The sequence below is a fragment of the Desulfocapsa sulfexigens DSM 10523 genome, from assembly GCF_000341395.1.
Taxonomy (GTDB): Bacteria; Desulfobacterota; Desulfobulbia; order Desulfobulbales; family Desulfocapsaceae; genus Desulfocapsa; species Desulfocapsa sulfexigens.
On sequence record NC_020304.1, the window covers coordinates 1,619,336 to 1,637,051 of the forward strand.

The 17,716-nt window shown below is 44.2% G+C and carries 18 protein-coding genes; 10 read left to right on the forward strand and 8 right to left on the reverse strand.

The window, feature by feature from the left end; genetic code table 11:
- The first annotated feature begins 27 nt into the window (after positions 1-27).
- The 4 genes from UWK_RS07105 (at position 28) to UWK_RS07125 (ending at position 4,790) form a co-directional block, all read left to right on the forward strand.
- Complete coding sequence (locus UWK_RS07105) at positions 28-672, forward strand: hypothetical protein (RefSeq protein WP_015403679.1); 645 nt, start codon at positions 28-30, stop codon at positions 670-672.
- Positions 632-3,367, forward strand: a complete 2,736-nt coding sequence (locus tag UWK_RS18350) for a PhnD/SsuA/transferrin family substrate-binding protein (protein WP_167320725.1) — start codon at positions 632-634, stop codon at positions 3,365-3,367. The genes UWK_RS07105 and UWK_RS18350 overlap by 41 nt, the downstream gene beginning before the upstream one ends.
- 130 nt (positions 3,368-3,497) lie before the next feature.
- A complete protein-coding gene (locus UWK_RS07120) occupies positions 3,498-3,938 on the forward strand; it encodes a universal stress protein (RefSeq protein ID WP_015403681.1) in 441 nt (146 codons plus the stop codon).
- Between the two features lie 75 nt (positions 3,939-4,013).
- A complete protein-coding gene (locus tag UWK_RS07125) occupies positions 4,014-4,790 on the forward strand; it encodes a stage II sporulation protein M (protein ID WP_015403682.1) in 777 nt (258 codons plus the stop codon).
- 34 nt (positions 4,791-4,824) lie between these two features.
- Here the strand turns inward: UWK_RS07125 and UWK_RS07130 are convergent, their stop codons facing one another.
- Positions 4,825-5,715 (reverse strand): DMT family transporter, encoded by an 891-nt coding sequence (locus UWK_RS07130; protein ID WP_015403683.1) that lies wholly within the window; start codon positions 5,713-5,715, stop codon positions 4,825-4,827.
- A gap of 216 nt (positions 5,716-5,931) precedes the next feature.
- On the opposite strand from UWK_RS07130, the gene UWK_RS07135 reads away from it, so the two are divergent.
- Positions 5,932-6,522 carry a LysE family translocator gene (locus tag UWK_RS07135; RefSeq protein WP_015403685.1) on the forward strand — a complete coding sequence of 197 codons (591 nt, stop codon included), beginning with the start codon at positions 5,932-5,934 and terminating at the stop codon, positions 6,520-6,522.
- Positions 6,523-6,780: 258 nt separating this feature from the next.
- Here UWK_RS07135 and UWK_RS07140 read toward each other — a convergent pair whose 3' ends face one another.
- Both UWK_RS07140 and UWK_RS07145 read right to left on the reverse strand, forming a co-directional pair.
- Positions 6,781-7,563: a carbonic anhydrase gene (locus UWK_RS07140; RefSeq protein WP_015403686.1), complete on the reverse strand. Its 783-nt coding sequence runs from the start codon at positions 7,561-7,563 to the stop codon at positions 6,781-6,783.
- Between the two features lie 323 nt (positions 7,564-7,886).
- Positions 7,887-8,852, reverse strand: coding sequence for a LuxR C-terminal-related transcriptional regulator (locus UWK_RS07145; RefSeq protein ID WP_015403687.1), 966 nt, complete (start codon positions 8,850-8,852; stop codon positions 7,887-7,889).
- Between the two features lie 174 nt (positions 8,853-9,026).
- On the opposite strand from UWK_RS07145, the gene UWK_RS07150 reads away from it, so the two are divergent.
- From UWK_RS07150 to UWK_RS07160, 3 genes are all read left to right on the forward strand, one after another.
- Positions 9,027-10,310, forward strand: coding sequence for a hypothetical protein (locus UWK_RS07150; RefSeq protein ID WP_015403688.1), 1,284 nt, complete (start codon positions 9,027-9,029; stop codon positions 10,308-10,310).
- Positions 10,311-10,430: 120 nt separating this feature from the next.
- Positions 10,431-11,393 carry a hypothetical protein gene (locus UWK_RS19580; RefSeq protein ID WP_167320726.1) on the forward strand — a complete coding sequence of 321 codons (963 nt, stop codon included), beginning with the start codon at positions 10,431-10,433 and terminating at the stop codon, positions 11,391-11,393.
- Positions 11,380-12,150: a DUF1570 domain-containing protein gene (locus UWK_RS07160; protein ID WP_041916350.1), complete on the forward strand. Its 771-nt coding sequence runs from the start codon at positions 11,380-11,382 to the stop codon at positions 12,148-12,150. The genes UWK_RS19580 and UWK_RS07160 overlap by 14 nt, the downstream gene beginning before the upstream one ends.
- A gap of 122 nt (positions 12,151-12,272) precedes the next feature.
- On the opposite strand, the gene mscL is transcribed toward UWK_RS07160, so the two are convergent.
- A complete protein-coding gene (gene mscL, locus UWK_RS07165; protein WP_015403691.1) occupies positions 12,273-12,677 on the reverse strand; it encodes a large-conductance mechanosensitive channel protein MscL in 405 nt (134 codons plus the stop codon).
- A gap of 303 nt (positions 12,678-12,980) precedes the next feature.
- Between mscL and UWK_RS07170 the strand changes: the two genes are divergently transcribed.
- Both UWK_RS07170 and UWK_RS07175 read left to right on the forward strand, forming a co-directional pair.
- Positions 12,981-13,184, forward strand: a complete 204-nt coding sequence (locus tag UWK_RS07170) for a YwbE family protein (RefSeq protein ID WP_015403692.1) — start codon at positions 12,981-12,983, stop codon at positions 13,182-13,184.
- Positions 13,185-13,190: 6 nt separating this feature from the next.
- Positions 13,191-14,531 carry a DUF6178 family protein gene (locus tag UWK_RS07175; protein WP_015403693.1) on the forward strand — a complete coding sequence of 447 codons (1,341 nt, stop codon included), beginning with the start codon at positions 13,191-13,193 and terminating at the stop codon, positions 14,529-14,531.
- A 99-nt stretch (positions 14,532-14,630) separates the two neighbouring features.
- Here UWK_RS07175 and UWK_RS07180 read toward each other — a convergent pair whose 3' ends face one another.
- The 4 genes from UWK_RS07180 to UWK_RS07195 form a co-directional block, all read right to left on the reverse strand.
- Positions 14,631-15,269, reverse strand: a complete 639-nt coding sequence (locus UWK_RS07180) for a hypothetical protein (protein WP_015403694.1) — start codon at positions 15,267-15,269, stop codon at positions 14,631-14,633.
- A 71-nt stretch (positions 15,270-15,340) separates the two neighbouring features.
- The gene (locus tag UWK_RS07185; RefSeq protein ID WP_015403695.1) at positions 15,341-16,774 is read right to left on the reverse strand and encodes a radical SAM/SPASM domain-containing protein; all 1,434 of its coding nucleotides are present in this window, start codon (positions 16,772-16,774) and stop codon (positions 15,341-15,343) included.
- Between the two features lie 18 nt (positions 16,775-16,792).
- Positions 16,793-17,173, reverse strand: a complete 381-nt coding sequence (locus UWK_RS07190) for a hypothetical protein (protein WP_015403696.1) — start codon at positions 17,171-17,173, stop codon at positions 16,793-16,795.
- Positions 17,174-17,327: 154 nt separating this feature from the next.
- Positions 17,328-17,714: a rhodanese-like domain-containing protein gene (locus UWK_RS07195; RefSeq protein WP_015403697.1), complete on the reverse strand. Its 387-nt coding sequence runs from the start codon at positions 17,712-17,714 to the stop codon at positions 17,328-17,330.
- Positions 17,715-17,716: the final 2 nt, after the last annotated feature.

Here is a 17,716-nt window from a genome sequence, read left to right on the forward strand (position 1 = left end):
TCTATCTTTTTTATAACAGGAAATTGAATGAATAATCGACTGCAGGAACTACTGGCTAAACTGAAGCAGCTTGAAGAAGAACTGCTCATTGAACTGCAAAAAAAAGAACAGGAGTATTTTTACGAGATCCATAATAAAAAGGTTCTTTTTAAACGGGAAGTCAGAGAGAAAAACAGACGTCTTGCCAAGACTATCCGGCGCTATCTTGGTGATGCCTCCCTTCTAAACATACTTACGGTACCGATAATATGGGCTTGTCTGGTTCCAGCCCTGTTCATGGATCTGGTGGTTTCTCTCTTTCAGCTGAGCTGTTTCCCTATCTATTCCATTCCCAGGGTCAGGCGCAGTGATTACTTTATAGTTGATCGTCAATATTTAAGTTATCTGAATGTGATTGAAAAAATTAACTGTTGCTACTGTGGCTATTTCAACGGACTGATAGGATATGTTCAGGAAATAGCTGCTAGAACAGAACAATACTGGTGTCCTATAAAGCATGCACAACGAGGGAAAGTGCAGCATAGCCGTTATGAAAAATTTCTGGATTACGGTGATGCCATGGGGTTTCGAGAGAGAAACAGTGTAATCCGCAGGGCTTTTGATGACCTTGATACCACGCAATCAGACAAAAATGACGGAGAGAAACACGGTGCTCAGCCCGGCGAAAAATAAAAGAGTAATTTTCTTTTTGATCCTGCTGTTGCTGATGTTTGGCAATTGGCTGTCCAATGGCTTATCACAACCATTGCAGGAGGTGAAAATCGGTGTACTGGCCAAGCGGGGTCCTGAAATAGCTCTTAAAAAATGGTCGGCAACGGCGGATTACCTGTCCCAGGCACTTCCTGGGTATCGTTTTCAGATTGCAGCCCTTGATTTTACGGAAATCCATGCAGCTGTTCAAGAAGGAACAATTGACTTTGTGCTCGCCAACTCGGCATTTTATGTGGAACTGGAAAAATTGTATGGGGTCAAGCGGATAGCAACTCTTCTCAACCAGGACAGCTCCGGTCGGCAGACCACCATGTTTGGCGGGGTAATCCTGGCCCGCTCTGACAGAGAGGATATCCGGGAAATTCGGGATCTGAAAGGGAAAAGCTTTATGGCCGTGGAGCAGCGTTCTTTTGGGGGCTGGATCATGTGCTGGCGGGAGCTGCATCGAATGGGGCTTGAGCCGGAAAAATTTTTCTCCTCACTGCAATTTGGCCAGACTCATGATGCTGTTGTGGCGGCAGTTCAAAGGGGAGACGTCGATGGAGGTACTGTCCGGACTGACACTCTGGAGCGGATGGCTGAAGGGGGTGATATCAATCTGGATGATTTTCATATTCTCAATGAGCAGCAGGTGGAAAACTTTCCTTTCAGGATAAGTACTTCTCTTTACCCCGAATGGCCCTTCGCGGCCGTGAAAGACACTTCTCTTGACCTGGCTCGCCAGGTTGCCTCGGCTTTACTGGCTATGAAGGCAGATGCCCCGGCAGCCATTGCAGGAAAAAGTGCCGGCTGGACCGTGGCACTGAATTACCAGCCCGTTCACGATTGCCTTATGGAGCTACGTATAGGACCCTATTCGGATTTTGGTTATTTCAGCTTTTATGATGTAGTGAAAAAGTACTGGCTGCAGCTTGTTCTTCTGTTCCTTTCTTTTACCATTGTTGTATTGACTTCTCTTTATATTCTCCGGCTCAATCGGAGGATCAGGCAGAAGAAAGAGGAAGTTGATGAGTTGAACAGAACTCTTGAGGCTAAGGTCCTGGAACGTACCAGAAAGGTAAACAGCCTTCTTGACCAGGAACTGTACCTTCGTGAAATAATGGAAACAATCGCTGAGGTGAATGGCCTCCTTATCTCAGCAACAGATATGGATATGCTGTTACAGGAGGCTTGCCGGGTAATGGGGGAACATGGGCATTACGCCTATAGCTGGATCGGTTTGTTGGAAAACAATGTGGTGAGCAGAGTTTTTACCAGCGATGACTCTGTCAGGTTTCCGAGTGATCCTCCTTATGATCCGATGGATACCGAGGATTCTTTTTCATTAACACCCGCTGCGCATTGTATGGCAAAGAACCAAACGGTGGTTGTGCGACAGAGCAGTACTGTCAGTACTGTTTCTCCCTGGCTGGATCTGGCTGAAGTTACGGAATATCAATCTGTTATCTCTTTGCCTCTTCGTGCCGATCAGTACAGCTCACCGTTGGGTGCTTTCAGTGTTTACACTCTGCGACTGGAGGGGTTTGAAGAGGAAGAAATTGCCATGCTCGAGGAGCTCGCCGGTGATATCGGTTTTGCTATCAATGCCTTCAGACAGAAAGAGCAGGTCGCAAAGCTAGAGAGAGAACGCACTGAAAATTACGAAGAGACTATTCTCTCCTTTGCCAATATTATTGATCACAGAGACACTTATACTGCCGGACATACCACACGGGTAGCCCATTACTGTAAGCTGCTCGCCAGGGAAATGGGCCTTGGAGAAGAAGAAACAGGGATCCTGCAAAAGGCAGCCGTTCTTCATGATATTGGTAAAATTGCCACGCCGGATAGTGTTCTGCTTAAACCCGGTAAGCTTTCCGACCTGGACTATGATCTTATTAAGCTCCATGCGCTGGCAGGATATGAGATACTCTCGGGTATCGGGATGTATGAAGATCTGGCAGTGATCATACGGCACCACCATGAGCGATATGACGGAATGGGCTACCCGGATCATCTTTGCGGGGAGGGCATCCCACTTCTATCCAGGGTTCTTACTGTCGCCGACGCTTTCGATGCTATGACAACCAATCGTATTTACAAGCCAAGAAAGGCTATTTCTGAAGCGCTACAGGATTTGCAAAGACTTAGCGGAAGTCAGTTTGACCCCGCTGTTGTAGCTGCAGCCCTCAATGTGCTCAGGGATGTGGAGGTGCCAAAAGCCATTTCTCAGTTGCCAATAACACAGATGGAGCAACGCCGTTTTTCCTATTTTTTTAATGATAAATTGACAAGTTTATACAACGAAGATTACCTCCAGATTATTCTGCAAAACAATAAGGATCTCCATGAATACCACTGTTTGCATAGTATTCACGTAAAAAAACTCCAGCAGTATAACCAGCATCAGGGATGGGAATCTGGGAACATTTTGATGCAGAGGATTGCACTTGAGCTGGAGGAAACCTTTCCTGAAACCCTGCTGTTTAGAGCACATGGCCAGTATTTTATAATAATTTCCAGAGAACATTTTGAAATCAATGCGGCAGAGCTGTCGTTTGCCTGTCTCAAGGAGACCGGGGTGGCTTTTGAGCTGGATCACCTTGATTTGCAAAAAGACACTGTCTATACTATTAATAATATGGATAAATTTATAGTTCAGTCAGGGGAAGACTAGAAACGACGCTTCACAAGCCCTGTTTTGATATAAAACTGTTTGGTCAATGTTTCCTTGTGGTGATAAAATATAAGCAGTCAAAGAAAAAAAGCAGGGTGTCAAAAAGTTACAAACCCAGAGGAGGGCAATCATGACGACATTTTCCAAAATTTTGCTGCCGATTGACTTTACCGAGTGTTCTACTGCTGTTTTGTCTCACGCCAAACTGATGAAAGAGAAATTCGATGCTGATATCTATCTCCTTTACGCTATGCCGGGTTCCGAGCAGTACAAGGGGCTCAATATGGACTCTGAGTGGCTTGTCAATTATGGGCACTCTCTGAAACGGGAAGCAGAGAATGCCATGGAGAACTTTATTAATCAGCATATGCAGGGCTTTGAGCCGAAAAAGGCTGTGGTGAGAATAGGTGAAGTTGTTACAGAGACTGCCACCTATGTGGACGAAGAGGGTATTGATCTGATCATAACAGCGAGTCATGGGTGTCGCACCGCAGAGAACAGGATATATGGTTCAATCGCCGAGGGAATAAGTCGTGAATCGGGGTGTCCGGTGATGATTGTTCACCCCTGATGGTGGGCAGAAAAATAAAACATCCCAAACCTGGTTCGGGATACAGGGTGACTCGGTGTCGGGGAATGGCGTTACATGTTTACCAAAGAGAATAAAACCCATTTTCACCGTGCCTGGATCAGGTTGATTTTTGCCTATCTGTCTGCATTCTTCCTCAGTTTTGCAGTTGGATCTTTCCTCATACAAATCATGGGGATGTCCCCGGAAACACTGTTTGAGTTTTCTACTAAACGTGTTTCCTATGCCTTCCCAGTATTTCAAGCTGGAACAGAACTCGGAGTTGATCTGGGGCTTGTGTTGTTTTTCTGGAACAGCCTGGCCTCTATCATTACTATTTCATTTCTCTATACTGCACCGCTCTTTAATCCCCGGGACACCCTCCTTTTTCCACAAACGATACGGAAGATGCTCTGTGGCAGAAGAAGAATGAAACTACTCTGTTTTCTCCCGGGATGCTTGAAGTTTGAAGAAGAGTCGCTTCGCAGGGTCTATGTGTGGCTGATGGTACCCTGGTTGGGAATGATACTGCTTGGTATGGAAAGTGGGCTGACCGTTTCAACGTCAAGCTATGCGTTTGGATCCTATGGCGTAGGCTTTCTTTCCCTGATCCCCCACGGCGTAGTGGAAATTCCGACCATTGCCCTTGCCGGAGCAGTCGTGTTTGCCGTACATCTGGTAATCAAAAAAGAATCGGTGGAAAAGAATTCGGAAGAAATATTTGCATTTATTAATAGTTTTAAACAGGAGGTTCCTTTGAGACGAATAGTCCTGTTCGTCATGTCTTTTTTGTTTGTTGCCGGGCTGGTTGAAGGTCACATCACACCGAAAATCCTGGATGCTCTGGTTCAATAATTGAGTCACCTGTTCTAAGGGGTGACCGTGTCAATTAGGAGAGATCCTTCTGCTTCCTAAATGAAAACGTCGTTATGAAGATACCTGTGAAAACCAGCACCATCCCCTGGACATGATAGCCCAGTAGAACCTCTTCTAAAAAAACAATTGCCAGGATGGTACTGAATACCGGCATCAAATGGATAAAAGGCCCAGCCCGGTTTGCCCCCACCTCCCTGATTGCCCGGGTCCAGCAGATAAATGCCAGAATTGAGGCAAACAGAGCTACATAGCTGATGGTCAGTATGGTCTCAATATTTATTTGTATGTGTTTGCCACTCTGTATTTCAAACAGATAACAGGGCAGAAGAAACACCAGTCCCGTCAGCATAATACCGGTCAAGTAGGTGATGGGATGCAGGCCTGCCGGATAATGTCTCAAGTTTGCTGAGTAAAAGGCCCAGACAAGAGCTGCCACCAGTACCAGCAGGTCACCCTGGTTAAATGTCAGTTGCTGCAAGGTGTTTATGTTCCCCTTTGCAATGATTAACAGAACACCGCTTAAAGAAATAAAGACTCCGATGGACTGTCTCATGCTCAATGGTTCCCGGTAGATTAGTAAAGATATGAGAACGATGATTATCGGTATACAGGAGTTTACCAGAACAGCATTAATTGCTGTGGTCGATTGCAGGGCGAGATAGATGAAAGTATTGAATCCGGCAACTCCCAGGATCCCCTGCCAAAGCATAAACCGCCGATGTTGAATCAGAAGTTTTCGTTGTTCGTAGACGCGTCGCAGGCCAAAGGGGGCAATGATCAGTAAGGCCAGAGTCCAGCGCCAGAAGGCGAGGCTTACCGGTGGAATCTCGGCATGCATGCCTCGACTTAAGACAAAGTTCCCAGACCAGAAAAGGGCACTTAGGGTGAGCAGTAGATATGGCATAAAGATAGGTTGTTGTAGATGGTTATTAAATGTTCATTGCATTCCCTTTAGGGAACATGTTTAACCAGATGAAGACCGACTGTGAGTTCTTCCATGGATTGTGTGCTCTGGATTGTTATGAGTACAATAATTACATTGACAATGTCAAAAATATGTTTGGATGATAGATGTTTTGTCTGGTGCATACCACTTTGGTTTCCATAGAAGGATTATAAAATGCTGGATAATATCCTGCCCTTTGTCTTGTTTGTTGTTGCTATGACCGGAACGCCTGGCCCCGGCAATCTTACTATGATGGCTATCGGGCAGACCACTGGCTTTGCCAGTTCCATTCCGTTTCTTATCGGGACGGCTGTGGGGTGCCTGATGCTCGATACTCTGGTTGCCTGTGGCCTGGGGGAGATTATCGTTGCTTCCCCTGCGATTGCCACCCTTCTGCGTATTGGAGGTGTGGTTTATATTTTGTATCTGGCCGGGAAGATACTGGTGCTGCAATTGAATACCAAAAAACTCGAAAAGCGGTTTTCATTTTTTGAGGGGTTTCTGATTCACCCGTTAAGTCCAAAGAGCTGGGCCATGGCAATTGTTGCCTTTAGTCAGTTTATGAATCCGGACCATCCGCTTTTGCCTCAGGTTATGGTTTTTGTCCTCACCTTTTTGATAGGCCTGTTGCTGTTTCACAGCTCGTGGTGCGCGGCAGGGGCGCTTATTCCTCGTCTGGTCAGTTCCAGACGGATATTGTTCGGCGTGAATTGTATTATGGTTACACTTATGCTTGGTGCTACCGGGTATGCCATGTTTGTCTGAAGTTCATTTCTAGGCTTCCAAGTAAGGACCAGAAAAAAGTTCAAAGATGAATTGAATACCTATAGTTCTGTAAAATAGAGAAAAAAACGAAGCTACTGCGGTAGTTTTGCCGTGCAGAGTGAAGCGTTAAGGAATTGATTGAATACACAGTAATGTAATGGTCAGGATAATAGGCCGGCCTAGAGTTTGTCTGCCGGATTGGCAGACAAACTCTCCAGGCCACCTGATCATCAATTGTTCTTGATTTTTGAGCTATACTTATTTTGCCATTGCGTCCATGGCTCTGTTAGGATTTGCCTCAACTTTTTTCAGGATTTCTGTGGTTTTTGCTTCAGGTAACCAGTTGACTTTGCCAGTTGATACGTCGTAGATAGCTCCTACAACTTTGGCTTTCCCGGAGTTAACAAGATCTCGAGAAACAGGGCTTTTCATAAACAGATCCTCCATTCCCTGCCAGATGTTCTCTTCAATTGCATAGGGTATTACGTCAGCACCATGAGCTGTTGGATTGTCTGCAATTGCTTTTTTCACAGCTGGGATGATGTTGTCAACCAGAGTTGGGATGTTTCTTTCAAGTGGATGACCATGACCTTGTACGGCATTTGTCACTGCAGTTACAGCCCCACACTGAGTATGTCCAAGCACCACAAAGACAGGGGTGTTTACATGAGCCAGGCCGTATTCAACAGATCCTGCTTCATCAACATCCAGCACATTTCCGGCCACACGAATAACAAAAATATCCATGATTCCGGCATCAAAGAGAATCTCAACAGGAACCCTGGAGTCAGAGCAAGCGATTATGGTTGCATAGGCGTAGTCTCCCTGATCTTCTTTGCCGGCCAGGGCCAGTCGGGCAGCATCAAGATGGGGTTGAGTGGATTTACCGTTAACAAAACGCTCGTTACCGGCTTTGAGCAAGGCTATTGCCTCATCCGGACTTGGCTTGGCTGCTTTTGTGCCACTGGCCAGAACTGGACCTGTGGTGAGAGCCACGAAGCAAAAAGCTGTTACAATTGATTTTAAAAATTTTGTGTTCATTACATTCCTCCTTTGAAATATTAGTTGCTGTAAGTAAAATCCGTTTTTCAATAGCCCAGGTCGTCTATAACAAAAAAACTGATTGTGCCCTGGCGTAAAGAGCATCGTTTGGCTCGGTTGTTCTTGTTGGTCGATAAGCTGTCGATTTTAAAGCATTTAATTGCTTCAACTCTGTCCTGAGTAAACTTTCCATAGCTGATAACAATAGTAGGTATATCTCTCCTGAAGCTCCTTAAAAAGATGCTGAAACAGTGCTATTGTATAGCTGTTGATACGGCCCTATTCCTCAGTGTCCATTTAAACTGTCTTTTGTCAGCATTTTTTTAGTCAGAATGGAGTGCCTGATGCAGTTCAATTTTATTGGAAACCATCAATTTTTTGTAAACAGATTCAATATGACGTCGAACTGTTGCGGGACTCAACTCTAAATCCGTAGCAATTTCTTTATAGGTCAAGCCCGAAGCAAATATCCTGGCTATCTGGTCTTCACGCTTGCTCAATAAATCAGTGACATCATTTGCCGGGTATACCTGAAGTAATATCATATCGTCTATTTGTTTGCGGATAAAAACAAGCTTCCTTCTCTTCAGGGGGAGGCTGGCTTTTGTGTGGAGCCAGGCCGCAACTGATTTTGGTAGCACCGGCCCTGACCACTGTGGCCATTGCTGTTTTAGCAGCTGAATACACTCCGGCTCGGAAAATCTGATCCAGGCCTTGTTATCACATAAGACAAGAGCGCTTGTAGAATTCACTTTTGCTAAATTCACCATATGCTGAATCTGATTAGCGTGCAAAGCATTTATCATCAAGGGAAATACAAACTGTTTTGCCAATTGCTCTTTGTCGGTAAATGTTTGTTCCGGGTTTTGTCTATAGAGACTCATTATTTCCAGAAGACCTGTTTTCGGATTTGGTATTGCCGTGGAAATTGCATTTTCAATACCAAACAATTTGGAATGTTGTTGGTAGATTGCAAGGTTTTCACGTTCATGACGGGAATAAAAATCGAAAACATCAAGAGTTTTTCCGGGATTTGCAATTAATCCGGCTAAAAGCTTGTCTTGGTGTTTTATCTGCTCCCATGAATCCATCAAACTGTTTGGAAGGTTATATAAAAAGACATTGTTCAGCTGCAATTCCTGAGTATAGCCTCCAGCCCAGAGAGCCATATCAAAGGGGATCAACTTCATCAGGTGATCCATTACCTGCTGTTTAAATTGTCCCGCAGGAAATCTGTTGATGGAATGGATTAGTTTTCCGATGAAAATTTGATTTTCCTGATTCAGCATCCTGCCATTTAATCTTATTTATTCAATAAAAGAAAAAATAGGGCATTTGCCCGATTGAATCTAATTACCAATTATGATTTAGTTTTCGCGTTCATACAGCATAATTTTGATATAACAATTCATCAACAACAATTCATCATTTTCTTTAACAAGGGACGAGGGGGAATAAAACACATGCAACTACACAGTAAGGAATGCTCTGGTAACTCGATTTATCTGGCAATTATTTTAGCTATATTTTTGTATGGGCTGGCAGTTTTGGTACCAATAACAGCTCTTGCCGACTGCCCTGGAGGGGTCGCCCCTTCTGGAAGTACGGTGTATTCCGAAGGCCCTTCTACAACTGTATGCAAGACGGATGGTGCCTATAGTTCACAGACCATCCGGTGGCTAACGCCAGATGGATATACCTGTGATACAACCGTGGAGACTCGTGATCCTAATTCAGATAGTCAGTGCGGAATTGGACCGGTTCTTCCAGATTTAGATTTTAGGGAAATTATTACTCAAAAAGAGTGGGTAAAAATAAAGCAGCAGTATGCCCATGAAGCTGCCATCGGGGGTGCCAATAGCCGTATGAAAATTATTACCGATGAGCAATTTCTTATGAAGTGGGGACCTGATGCTGAAGGAACCCGGAAATCAGTGGAGGACGCTTTAAATTCCGGAAATTTGGATGACGGGCCAGTATATCGAGACCCAATATTAGAGGAAAATGATGGTCGTGCTCCAAAGGAATATAGGTACACTCCGTCAGATTTACCGGTGTGGGATTTTGGGGTTTCCTTACAGGGCGGGGTAGAAACGAGTGAAATCGCGCAGATTTCCGCACCAGATCGAGAATCCGACGTCAGTTCCCTGGCCCTTAACCTGCATGGGGCTAAGGATGATTTTCTCTTCAACGGGCAATTTCACTACCGTGCCCTGCGGGGAACCGGTATTGATGACGGGCAAGACTCCGACGAATACGGCCTACTCATGATGGGGGGATACCAATGGTTACACCAGTCTGAAAATGGGGTGAATCTGATGTTTCACGGGTTTTTGGATTTGTCCGGCAACGACTACGGTGATGCCGGAGATCAGACCCGGTATGTCCCAGGAGCCGGTATATCCGTGGATGGCTGGACTCCAGTGGGGAAATTGAAAATGGCCTATCTTTTCAGTCATGACCGCAATGCCGATAATGATCTTGAAATCACGGATGAAAAATACCTGAATGTGAACAATATGTCCCTTGCCTACACCCTCCCCTTGACCCGGGCCCTGTTCCTGAATTCAAGTCTGAGCTATTTATATATCATGGATATTCCTGATGGTATGGATGACAGTAGTACCTCTTTTGATGTCGGCCTAGCCTATAATTGGCAACGCTTTAATATGGGAATTACTTATGTGAAAAGTTTAGATGGCTATGGGCGGGAAGGGGTTAATTTTTTCGCCGGATATTCCTGGTAAATAAAATGGTGGTTCCGGATGGTGAACTCCACCATCTGGAACCGGAAAAAACCTGTGAACTCAACCTTCAAACTAAGCGTTGTTTTTTTACTGATCCTTGTATGTTGGTTACCCGGGTGCATGCTAGTACTTCAACCGGAGCCTGTCCTTCCGAACCTTGAGGTGTTTGAAGAAGGGGATGTGGTGGTAACCTTCGAGGGATCGATTGAATCCTGGCTTTTTTTTCTGGGTGGCCGGCCGGACAATATTGAGAGTATTCATCCGTTTAGCCACACCGAGATGGTTTTCCGCAGTTTAGAGGGGGAATTGATGCTCGGTGGGGTTTTCGATGGAATGGTAAATTCTGCGCTTCTCAGGGAACGGATTAAAAAATTTCGGAGAATTGCTGTGTTTCGGGCTAAGGCAGGGCCGGAAAAAAGACAAAAGGCCGCTCGGGTGTTATCTGGCTGGCTTGCCAAAGATTCACAGGTGGCCAAAGCTAAATTTGATTACTCCATGAATTACCAGCCTGGCCGGACTGACGAATTTTTCTGCGCAGGAATTATCAACGAAGCCTGCCGAATCGCCGCACTGGAGCTACCCTTTAAATCGGTGGCTTTGGTCCCCAATGAACTCACCCGGCAGATTGAAGTGTTGCTCGGCGTCAAATTTGACAAAATATTGGGTATCGACACTATCTTTAGTTCTAACTATTATAACCATATTCTTTCCTGGGAAAATGATCAGATTGACAAGGATAGAATAGAATTTTCGAAACAGATTGCTTTGTACCTGATGGCACAGTATGAGCAGGGGTGGCGTCTGAAATTGTCAGATGGGGTACATCTGTTTGCCAATATGGACACTATGCCGAAGATCGGCCGAGCACAAATGTCCCTTCGAAGTTTTCAGAAAGCGGTTTTTAAAACCTGGAACCGATTGTCTCGGCGCGGGGAACTGGAGAAGCTTGATACCATTGGCAAAACAGAGCTGCTTGCGACCATTTGTGATAAATACCGTGAAGAATATTTTGATTTGGCCGATGCTGCTGCTGTGGGTAATGATCATCAGCAGTTGCACACAGCCGTCCTTGCAATACCCTGATGACCAGTTTGTCACCGATGAGTGGTTGCAAAAGAAAGCGATTCTGGCCAACGATTTTTTTGCTATCCATCGACTACCGGCCGGGTACAATGGTAGCCTGATTCTCCTCCAAGCAAGCAGGATCGCTGTATCCATCCGGGAATGGTTGGATCTTCCCCCCCCTGTCATTCCAGTAAAAATACTGATTTTCTCTGCCAAAGAACCACTGGGCAGCCGTTTTTTGGAACAAAGCCGAACCCGTCATCAGGCAACTGGCTATTATGATCCTGGCAAACAGGTGCTGGTTGTTGTAGGGGAGGTAGATGATCCCCGCTTTTGGACCGTCCTGAACCATGAAATCAGTCATGCCGTGCTTTATAGCTGCATGCCAGGCAATATAGGGCTCCCTTTCTGGTTTAATGAAGGAGTGGCCACGCTTTTTGAGGGAGGTGTAGAGAACCTACAGCCACGAATCAATAATGAACGGCTGGAATATATGCGCTATCACATTGACAAAAAAAGGCCCTTGGATATCCAAGGATTGATCCTCCTGTCCGGGTCTTCTCTGGACAACAGTAGCAGCACCTATGCTCGCGCTTGGGCAGTGACCGCATATCTTTATTTTTGTGGCTTGCCGGTGAGCACCTATGTGAAGGATTTTCCCAAAAAGGGGGCTTCAGAGATTGTGCGTTTTGAAAAATCTTTTTTATTGCCTCATGAAACCCTTGATGAATTTTCGACATCTTGTATCCAATGGATTGTGTCTCAGACACAATAAATTCCCCCATCTCGCTTTTGACACAAAGAGGTCATTCATTGAAAGGTCTCTTGTTAAGAAATAATTCATGCCTTAGAGGGAAGATTTGAATCTTTCATTATTAGGGAAAGCTTGTAAGAAAATTATACACGTTCTTTGAGCAAATCACGTATTTCTGTAAGCAATGCTTCCTGCGCCGAGGGTTTTAGAGGCTCTGCAGGTGCTTCCTCTTCTTTTCGCTTAAGAGAGTTTATTCCTTTGATAATCATGAAAATTGTAAATGCGATAATTGTGAAATCGACCGCAGTCTGAATAAACTTTCCATAACTGATAACTACAGCGGGTATATCCCCCGTCGCTTCTTGAATCGTGAAAGCCAACTTTGAGAAATCAATTCCACCAACTAGTACGCCTATTGGAGGCATAATAACATCAGCGACAAAGGAAGAAACGATTTTACCAAATGCTGCGCCAATAATGATGCCAACTGCCATATCCATTACATTTCCTTTCACGGCGAATTCTTTGAACTCTTTCATCATACCCATGATAAATTCTCCTCTAATTACGTTTGATGGTATAGAAAATATGGCTGTTTGTTTGATAATATAAATCTGGGGTTTGATCTGATCTTGCTACACGTTTCAATCAACAATTTTATCGCTTGTTCAAAAGGGGTATTATCTGTATAGCAGGTCAGTGTTTTTTCCTTCTAAGGAAGAAAAAATGTTATTTTAATCTGGAACCGATACCATACAGCCTAAAGAACAGGTCTGGTGGTCTGAAAATTGTGACCACCTTTATATTCTGTAGTATATCAATAATGAATGTAATAAAAGAAAAAGTTAATCATGAATGGTGTTAATCGAAAAGATGTTAACGTTGGGTGCCGAGTCTTAATTGTTTTAAAACAGGATCAGCGTTCTGGAAAACTCACAGAGGGGATTGTAAAAGAAATCCTGACAAAATCCCCAACCCATCCATATGGCATTAAAGTGCGCTTGGAAAGCGGTGCTGTTGGACGAGTTAAAAATATTCAAAGTACCTCTAAGTGATAAAAAATGGCCGACAATAACATTGTAGAATTAACCCCATTCCGTGCAGATCTTACCCGTGCAATGGCGCGTCGTGGTGAACGACTTTTAGCGTCCACCGACTTGGCAGAGCAGGTTGCAGCTCTGGAACCCTTGGAAGCCTACTACATTGTCAGGGATGTCGGCTTTGATCAGGCCCTTCCTATTCTTCTTCAGCTCAATCAAAAACAATTGGAGACTTGTGTCGATCTTGATTGCTGGAACCGTCACGACTTCGCTGTCACCAGTCTTGATGAATGGCTGACTGCTTTTTCACTTGCTGGTCCAGAAATTCTGGCGGAGACGTTCTTCTCACTGGACTATGTGGTTCAGCTTCTTTTTATGGCTAAAACCGTAACGGTGTACGACCCTGATACCGATGAGGTTCCGCAAATGGTCATGGAGGGAAACACGTCTCGGGCCATGACTCCGGATGGTTTTTATCTCTTGGAGTCCAAGGAAGACGTTAACCTCAAAATACATCCTTTTACTCTGTTGGACGCCTTGTACCAATACGACTTGACGGCTGCTCATCAACTCCTTAGCGAGGTTCGCGTGGATCTGTCAATTCAGATTGAAGAAGAAGCCTTACATTTCCGTAGTGGTCGTATGCAGGATATTGGTTTTGTGCCTCCCGACGAAGCTGTCCTTCTTTTTACTCGGCCGGATATTCGCAAATCATCACCTCGACCTCAAAAGCCAATTGGTGGTCCAGTTAGTCACGTACCATCCGTCTATGCAAAATCCTTGATCGAGACCACCCTGTTACAACAGGCTTTGTCCCTGATAACAAGCCAGGAAGAGCTGTCACGTCTGGAGCAGGAGATTGTCTGGACTATAAACAGTGCAATTGTTGCCTATGGGGAAAAGACGCAGGATACGAAACAGATTTCCGACATTGCAGAACGGGTGCGGGACACAATTTCTCTAGGTTTGGAATCATTGTTGGCTAAAGATGCATTTGAGAACCAAGTGGACAATGTAACAGCTGTCGCCAAAGCATCCGACTTGTTGGGCAGTTGCTATATAAGTGACCTGTTTCGGCACGGTTTTGCTGCCACACAAGACCTCCAGCAGGAGATACGACTGGCTCTTCGTGATTCTGTATTTCGCGCCTGGTATGATCTTGCCGAGAGCGAGCAGTCCGATGATCCTGAGGATCGTCTGGAGCGTGCCTTTGTGTCTGCGTTACTGGGGCGTCATCCCTTGCGCGGTGGTTTTGATCTGGCTAAGGTTGAGGATGTTAAGGCTTTTGCCTGTCTGGCTGAGATCGATGCAGCTCACGTCCGTTTGCAACTGTTGGTCGCCAATATCTGTGGTTTGTCCTGATATCCCTGATCAAGTAATGATCACAAGTAAAAAGAAGAAGTAAAAAGGGTCGGAGTGAAATTAAATCGAGAACAACGGTAAAGTACTGATAGTTTGATTTCACTCTGGCCCCTCCAATTCCTTGTCATCGCAATCGGCTGGTAAGAAGGTGATTTTGAAAAAGCTATTACCACCCGCGGGAGTATATTCACCTGTATGTAAGCTCACTGTTACGAGTTCATCCTTCAATTGCGAAAGACTAGCACTCATTAAAATGCGTGCTTTGATCTTAAGGTCCCCTGCAAAGCATATGGTGTCTTGATCATTGTCCTGTCGTTCCGAAATGCCACCGTATGTCTCTTCTTTGCATACGACCTTGAATGGCCCTTCTGTGGTATACAAACGTATTCTTGTTCTTCCTCCATGCAAATGCACATGTTTAGTGACTGTGTAGCAACCCACTCTCACTTTTGTTGGGGTATCCACTTCTATTGTACCTTCGAGGTCGACAGCAAAGGTGCAAATACTTTTCTTCTCATTGTCGACAAGCCATCGCGAAGTTGCGATAGCGCTACCCTCGATTTCAATCATATCAGATGTGCTGTTCAAAGTTACACTATCACCGCAATGTTTGTTGTTCACGGACTCCAGAACCTTAAAGCCTGTTACTTCCCAATTGGCATAGCCAAAGGCAAAAACACTGGATTGTGAAAGAGTGATAAGAAGTACGAGCGTAACAGCTAGCAAAGAATATCTCATAATGTCCTCAAAACTTACTCTGATCCCTTTATTTGTTATTTGTTAATTTATCTTTGGCGCTATTCTATCCGTTAATAGAGACGGGTTGTAAGAGGAGCTGCCTTTGGACAAAATGGATTGGTGGTAAACAGGCGACCATAGGCTTTATATGTGTCTTTAAAACAATGCCCTTTTACCATGACACAAAATTCAAAATTATCACATTCATAGCATGAAGAATTTTTAAAGTTTTCTTTTCTAGGATATGCTAGTTCCTTTAACTCTTGAGAGTTCCATACTGATTCAAGACTCGAGTCAGTTAAATCACCAACTAAAAAAGGTCCATTTTGCGGTACTTCCTCACAAATAGACACCTTTCCATCCGGTGCGATAATAAGTGAACTGCGGCCAGAAGAACAACTGGGTCGATCTTTGAGCCAGTAATGAGCCCGCTCCTGATCGCTCATCATCGTCGGCTCGGGTAATCGATTATGGAAAATAGTTATTCCATCTGAACCATACTTGTTTGCCAGCCAGTTCATTTTATCATCGAATTCTAGGAGTTGGTTCTCTCCTAATAGTATAGAATTGTTGTCTTTGTTCATTGATCGAAAAGCAGGTGAAAATTTCATTTCACAAATCCCGAGGTCACGGAGTGTAATGATTATATCTTCCAATTGATCAAAGTTGTGTTGAGTTATAATACTATTGGTACGAGTAAATATCTGTGTGTCTCGTAAATTCTCAAGGGTTTTAATAATCCGAGCATGTTGTCCAGATCGTCCTAAGATTAAATCCCCGGTCGATGAATTTGCGGCATCAACGCTTACTTGAAGATAATCAAGTCCTACTTCTTCAAGCCGCCGCACAATCTGTTTGTCGAGAAAAGCTTTGGTGGACATATCTACAACTATCCCAAGCTTTAAAGCATGCGCAATAATTTCAATTACGTCTGGATGACAGAAGGGATCACCGCCGCAAAAATTAACTTGGTTAGTGCCAAGTCTTCCCATCTCATCGATTAATTCCAGAATCCGACTAGTTGCCAATTGGTAGTTGCCAGGAACTTTTCTTCGACAAGCGTAACAATATATACAGTCAGCCTGGCAGTTAAAAGTGATTTGAAAGATCAAAGAAATCGGCGCTTCAAGCCTTGTTTTCATGTCAAGGTGTTGCGCTGGAATAATGAAATCCGATGGATTAAATCGTTTAACTATTTTGCCGACTGCATCTCGAATAAGCATCTTACCGTCTGGAGTGATGTAATTCAAAACCTCCATTAACTGTTTCCTGGAATCGGTGATGGGCAGACCTGAAAGGAATGAAATTATACCTACGACCTCCCCAACAGTTCGTTTCCCATCCAGAAGTGAAAAAATTGAAGCAGCTGGGGAGGGTAATACACCATACTCAAGTTCGAGATGAGGAAGATAGGAGATAACAACTTTTGTTTTTTCTCGACGCATGAAGACAAAAGGAGAAATTCCTAATACTTCATTGTCTCTAAATCCTTTTTCATCAAGCATATAAGTTTCAGATAATAATCATGTTGCTTTTGAACCACAGACTTGCCCATATGTACATGTAACGGGACCACCACCAGAATTTTTACCGCAGACTTCATTTCCACATGTCCCGCTAGACTTACAGGTAACATCTGCATCAGAATTGCACGCTGAACCGGTACAAGCACCACCATCACAACTCGAGCTTGCAAGACAGGCCACGTGCGAACAAACTCCTGCCAAACAATCGTCAGGCCAGATCTTCGCTTCATTAACGATACCGATGAAGTCTTCATAGCCTGCTTCCTTATAAGCGTTCTTCAATTTAAGCCATACTTCCGAGGACTCTCCCTGACATGCGTTATCCACAATTGATTTTAGAAATTTTAAATCTCGACCTTCTTGTTTTTTTACTGACATGTTTTCTCCTCACTCACATTGACCCAGAGGGTAATGTCCCAAAACTTGATTAGTTGAGTAGTAATAAAGGACAGAGTAAAATTATAGCGAGAGCGACGGTAAAGTGCTGATGGGTTGATTTCACTCTGCCCCCTTTGTTTCTGTAATAAATGATTTAAGGGTGTGATGGTATTTTTCCAGGTGTGCTTTTCTTACCTTCTGTTGCATAGCCATCTCGTTTCCACCAATCGAGGCCACCAAGCAATTCTTTAACCTTAAATCCAAGTTTTGAGAATTTAAGCGCACCTTTTGTTGAGGCATTGCAACCAATGCCATCGCAGTAAGTTACATATGTTTTCGTTTTGTCAAGATTACTTGTTGTTAGTTCGGACGTAGTGCTATGAGGAAAATTCACTGATGAAGGAATATGCTCAACTTCAAAAGCTTGTTTTGACCGAGCATCTACAACAATGATATCTTGATTATTTTCCAAAGCCTCAAACAGATCCCACGAGTCTGTTTCATAGTTTAATTTTGCCTCGTAAAACTCAATTTGATTCATAG

What these genes read in the sequence shown, in the direction of transcription:
- UWK_RS07195 (WP_015403697.1), bottom strand. Translation starts at nt 17,714, where the DNA reads ATGAATCAAATTGAGTTTTACGAGGCAAAATTAAACTATGAAACAGAC.
- UWK_RS07135 (WP_015403685.1), top strand. Translation starts at nt 5,932, where the DNA reads ATGCTGGATAATATCCTGCCCTTTGTCTTGTTTGTTGTTGCTATGACC.
- UWK_RS07175 (WP_015403693.1), top strand. Translation starts at nt 13,191, where the DNA reads ATGGCCGACAATAACATTGTAGAATTAACCCCATTCCGTGCAGATCTT.
- UWK_RS07125 (WP_015403682.1), top strand. Translation starts at nt 4,014, where the DNA reads ATGTTTACCAAAGAGAATAAAACCCATTTTCACCGTGCCTGGATCAGG.
- UWK_RS07145 (WP_015403687.1), bottom strand. Translation starts at nt 8,852, where the DNA reads ATGCTGAATCAGGAAAATCAAATTTTCATCGGAAAACTAATCCATTCC.
- UWK_RS07130 (WP_015403683.1), bottom strand. Translation starts at nt 5,715, where the DNA reads ATGCCATATCTACTGCTCACCCTAAGTGCCCTTTTCTGGTCTGGGAAC.
- UWK_RS19580 (WP_167320726.1), top strand. Translation starts at nt 10,431, where the DNA reads ATGCTAGTACTTCAACCGGAGCCTGTCCTTCCGAACCTTGAGGTGTTT.
- UWK_RS18350 (WP_167320725.1), top strand. Translation starts at nt 632, where the DNA reads ATGACGGAGAGAAACACGGTGCTCAGCCCGGCGAAAAATAAAAGAGTA.
- mscL (WP_015403691.1), bottom strand. Translation starts at nt 12,677, where the DNA reads ATGGGTATGATGAAAGAGTTCAAAGAATTCGCCGTGAAAGGAAATGTA.
- UWK_RS07150 (WP_015403688.1), top strand. Translation starts at nt 9,027, where the DNA reads ATGCAACTACACAGTAAGGAATGCTCTGGTAACTCGATTTATCTGGCA.
- UWK_RS07120 (WP_015403681.1), top strand. Translation starts at nt 3,498, where the DNA reads ATGACGACATTTTCCAAAATTTTGCTGCCGATTGACTTTACCGAGTGT.
- UWK_RS07190 (WP_015403696.1), bottom strand. Translation starts at nt 17,173, where the DNA reads ATGTCAGTAAAAAAACAAGAAGGTCGAGATTTAAAATTTCTAAAATCA.
- UWK_RS07105 (WP_015403679.1), top strand. Translation starts at nt 28, where the DNA reads ATGAATAATCGACTGCAGGAACTACTGGCTAAACTGAAGCAGCTTGAA.
- UWK_RS07185 (WP_015403695.1), bottom strand. Translation starts at nt 16,774, where the DNA reads ATGCTTGATGAAAAAGGATTTAGAGACAATGAAGTATTAGGAATTTCT.
- UWK_RS07140 (WP_015403686.1), bottom strand. Translation starts at nt 7,563, where the DNA reads ATGAACACAAAATTTTTAAAATCAATTGTAACAGCTTTTTGCTTCGTG.
- UWK_RS07170 (WP_015403692.1), top strand. Translation starts at nt 12,981, where the DNA reads ATGAATGGTGTTAATCGAAAAGATGTTAACGTTGGGTGCCGAGTCTTA.
- UWK_RS07180 (WP_015403694.1), bottom strand. Translation starts at nt 15,269, where the DNA reads ATGAGATATTCTTTGCTAGCTGTTACGCTCGTACTTCTTATCACTCTT.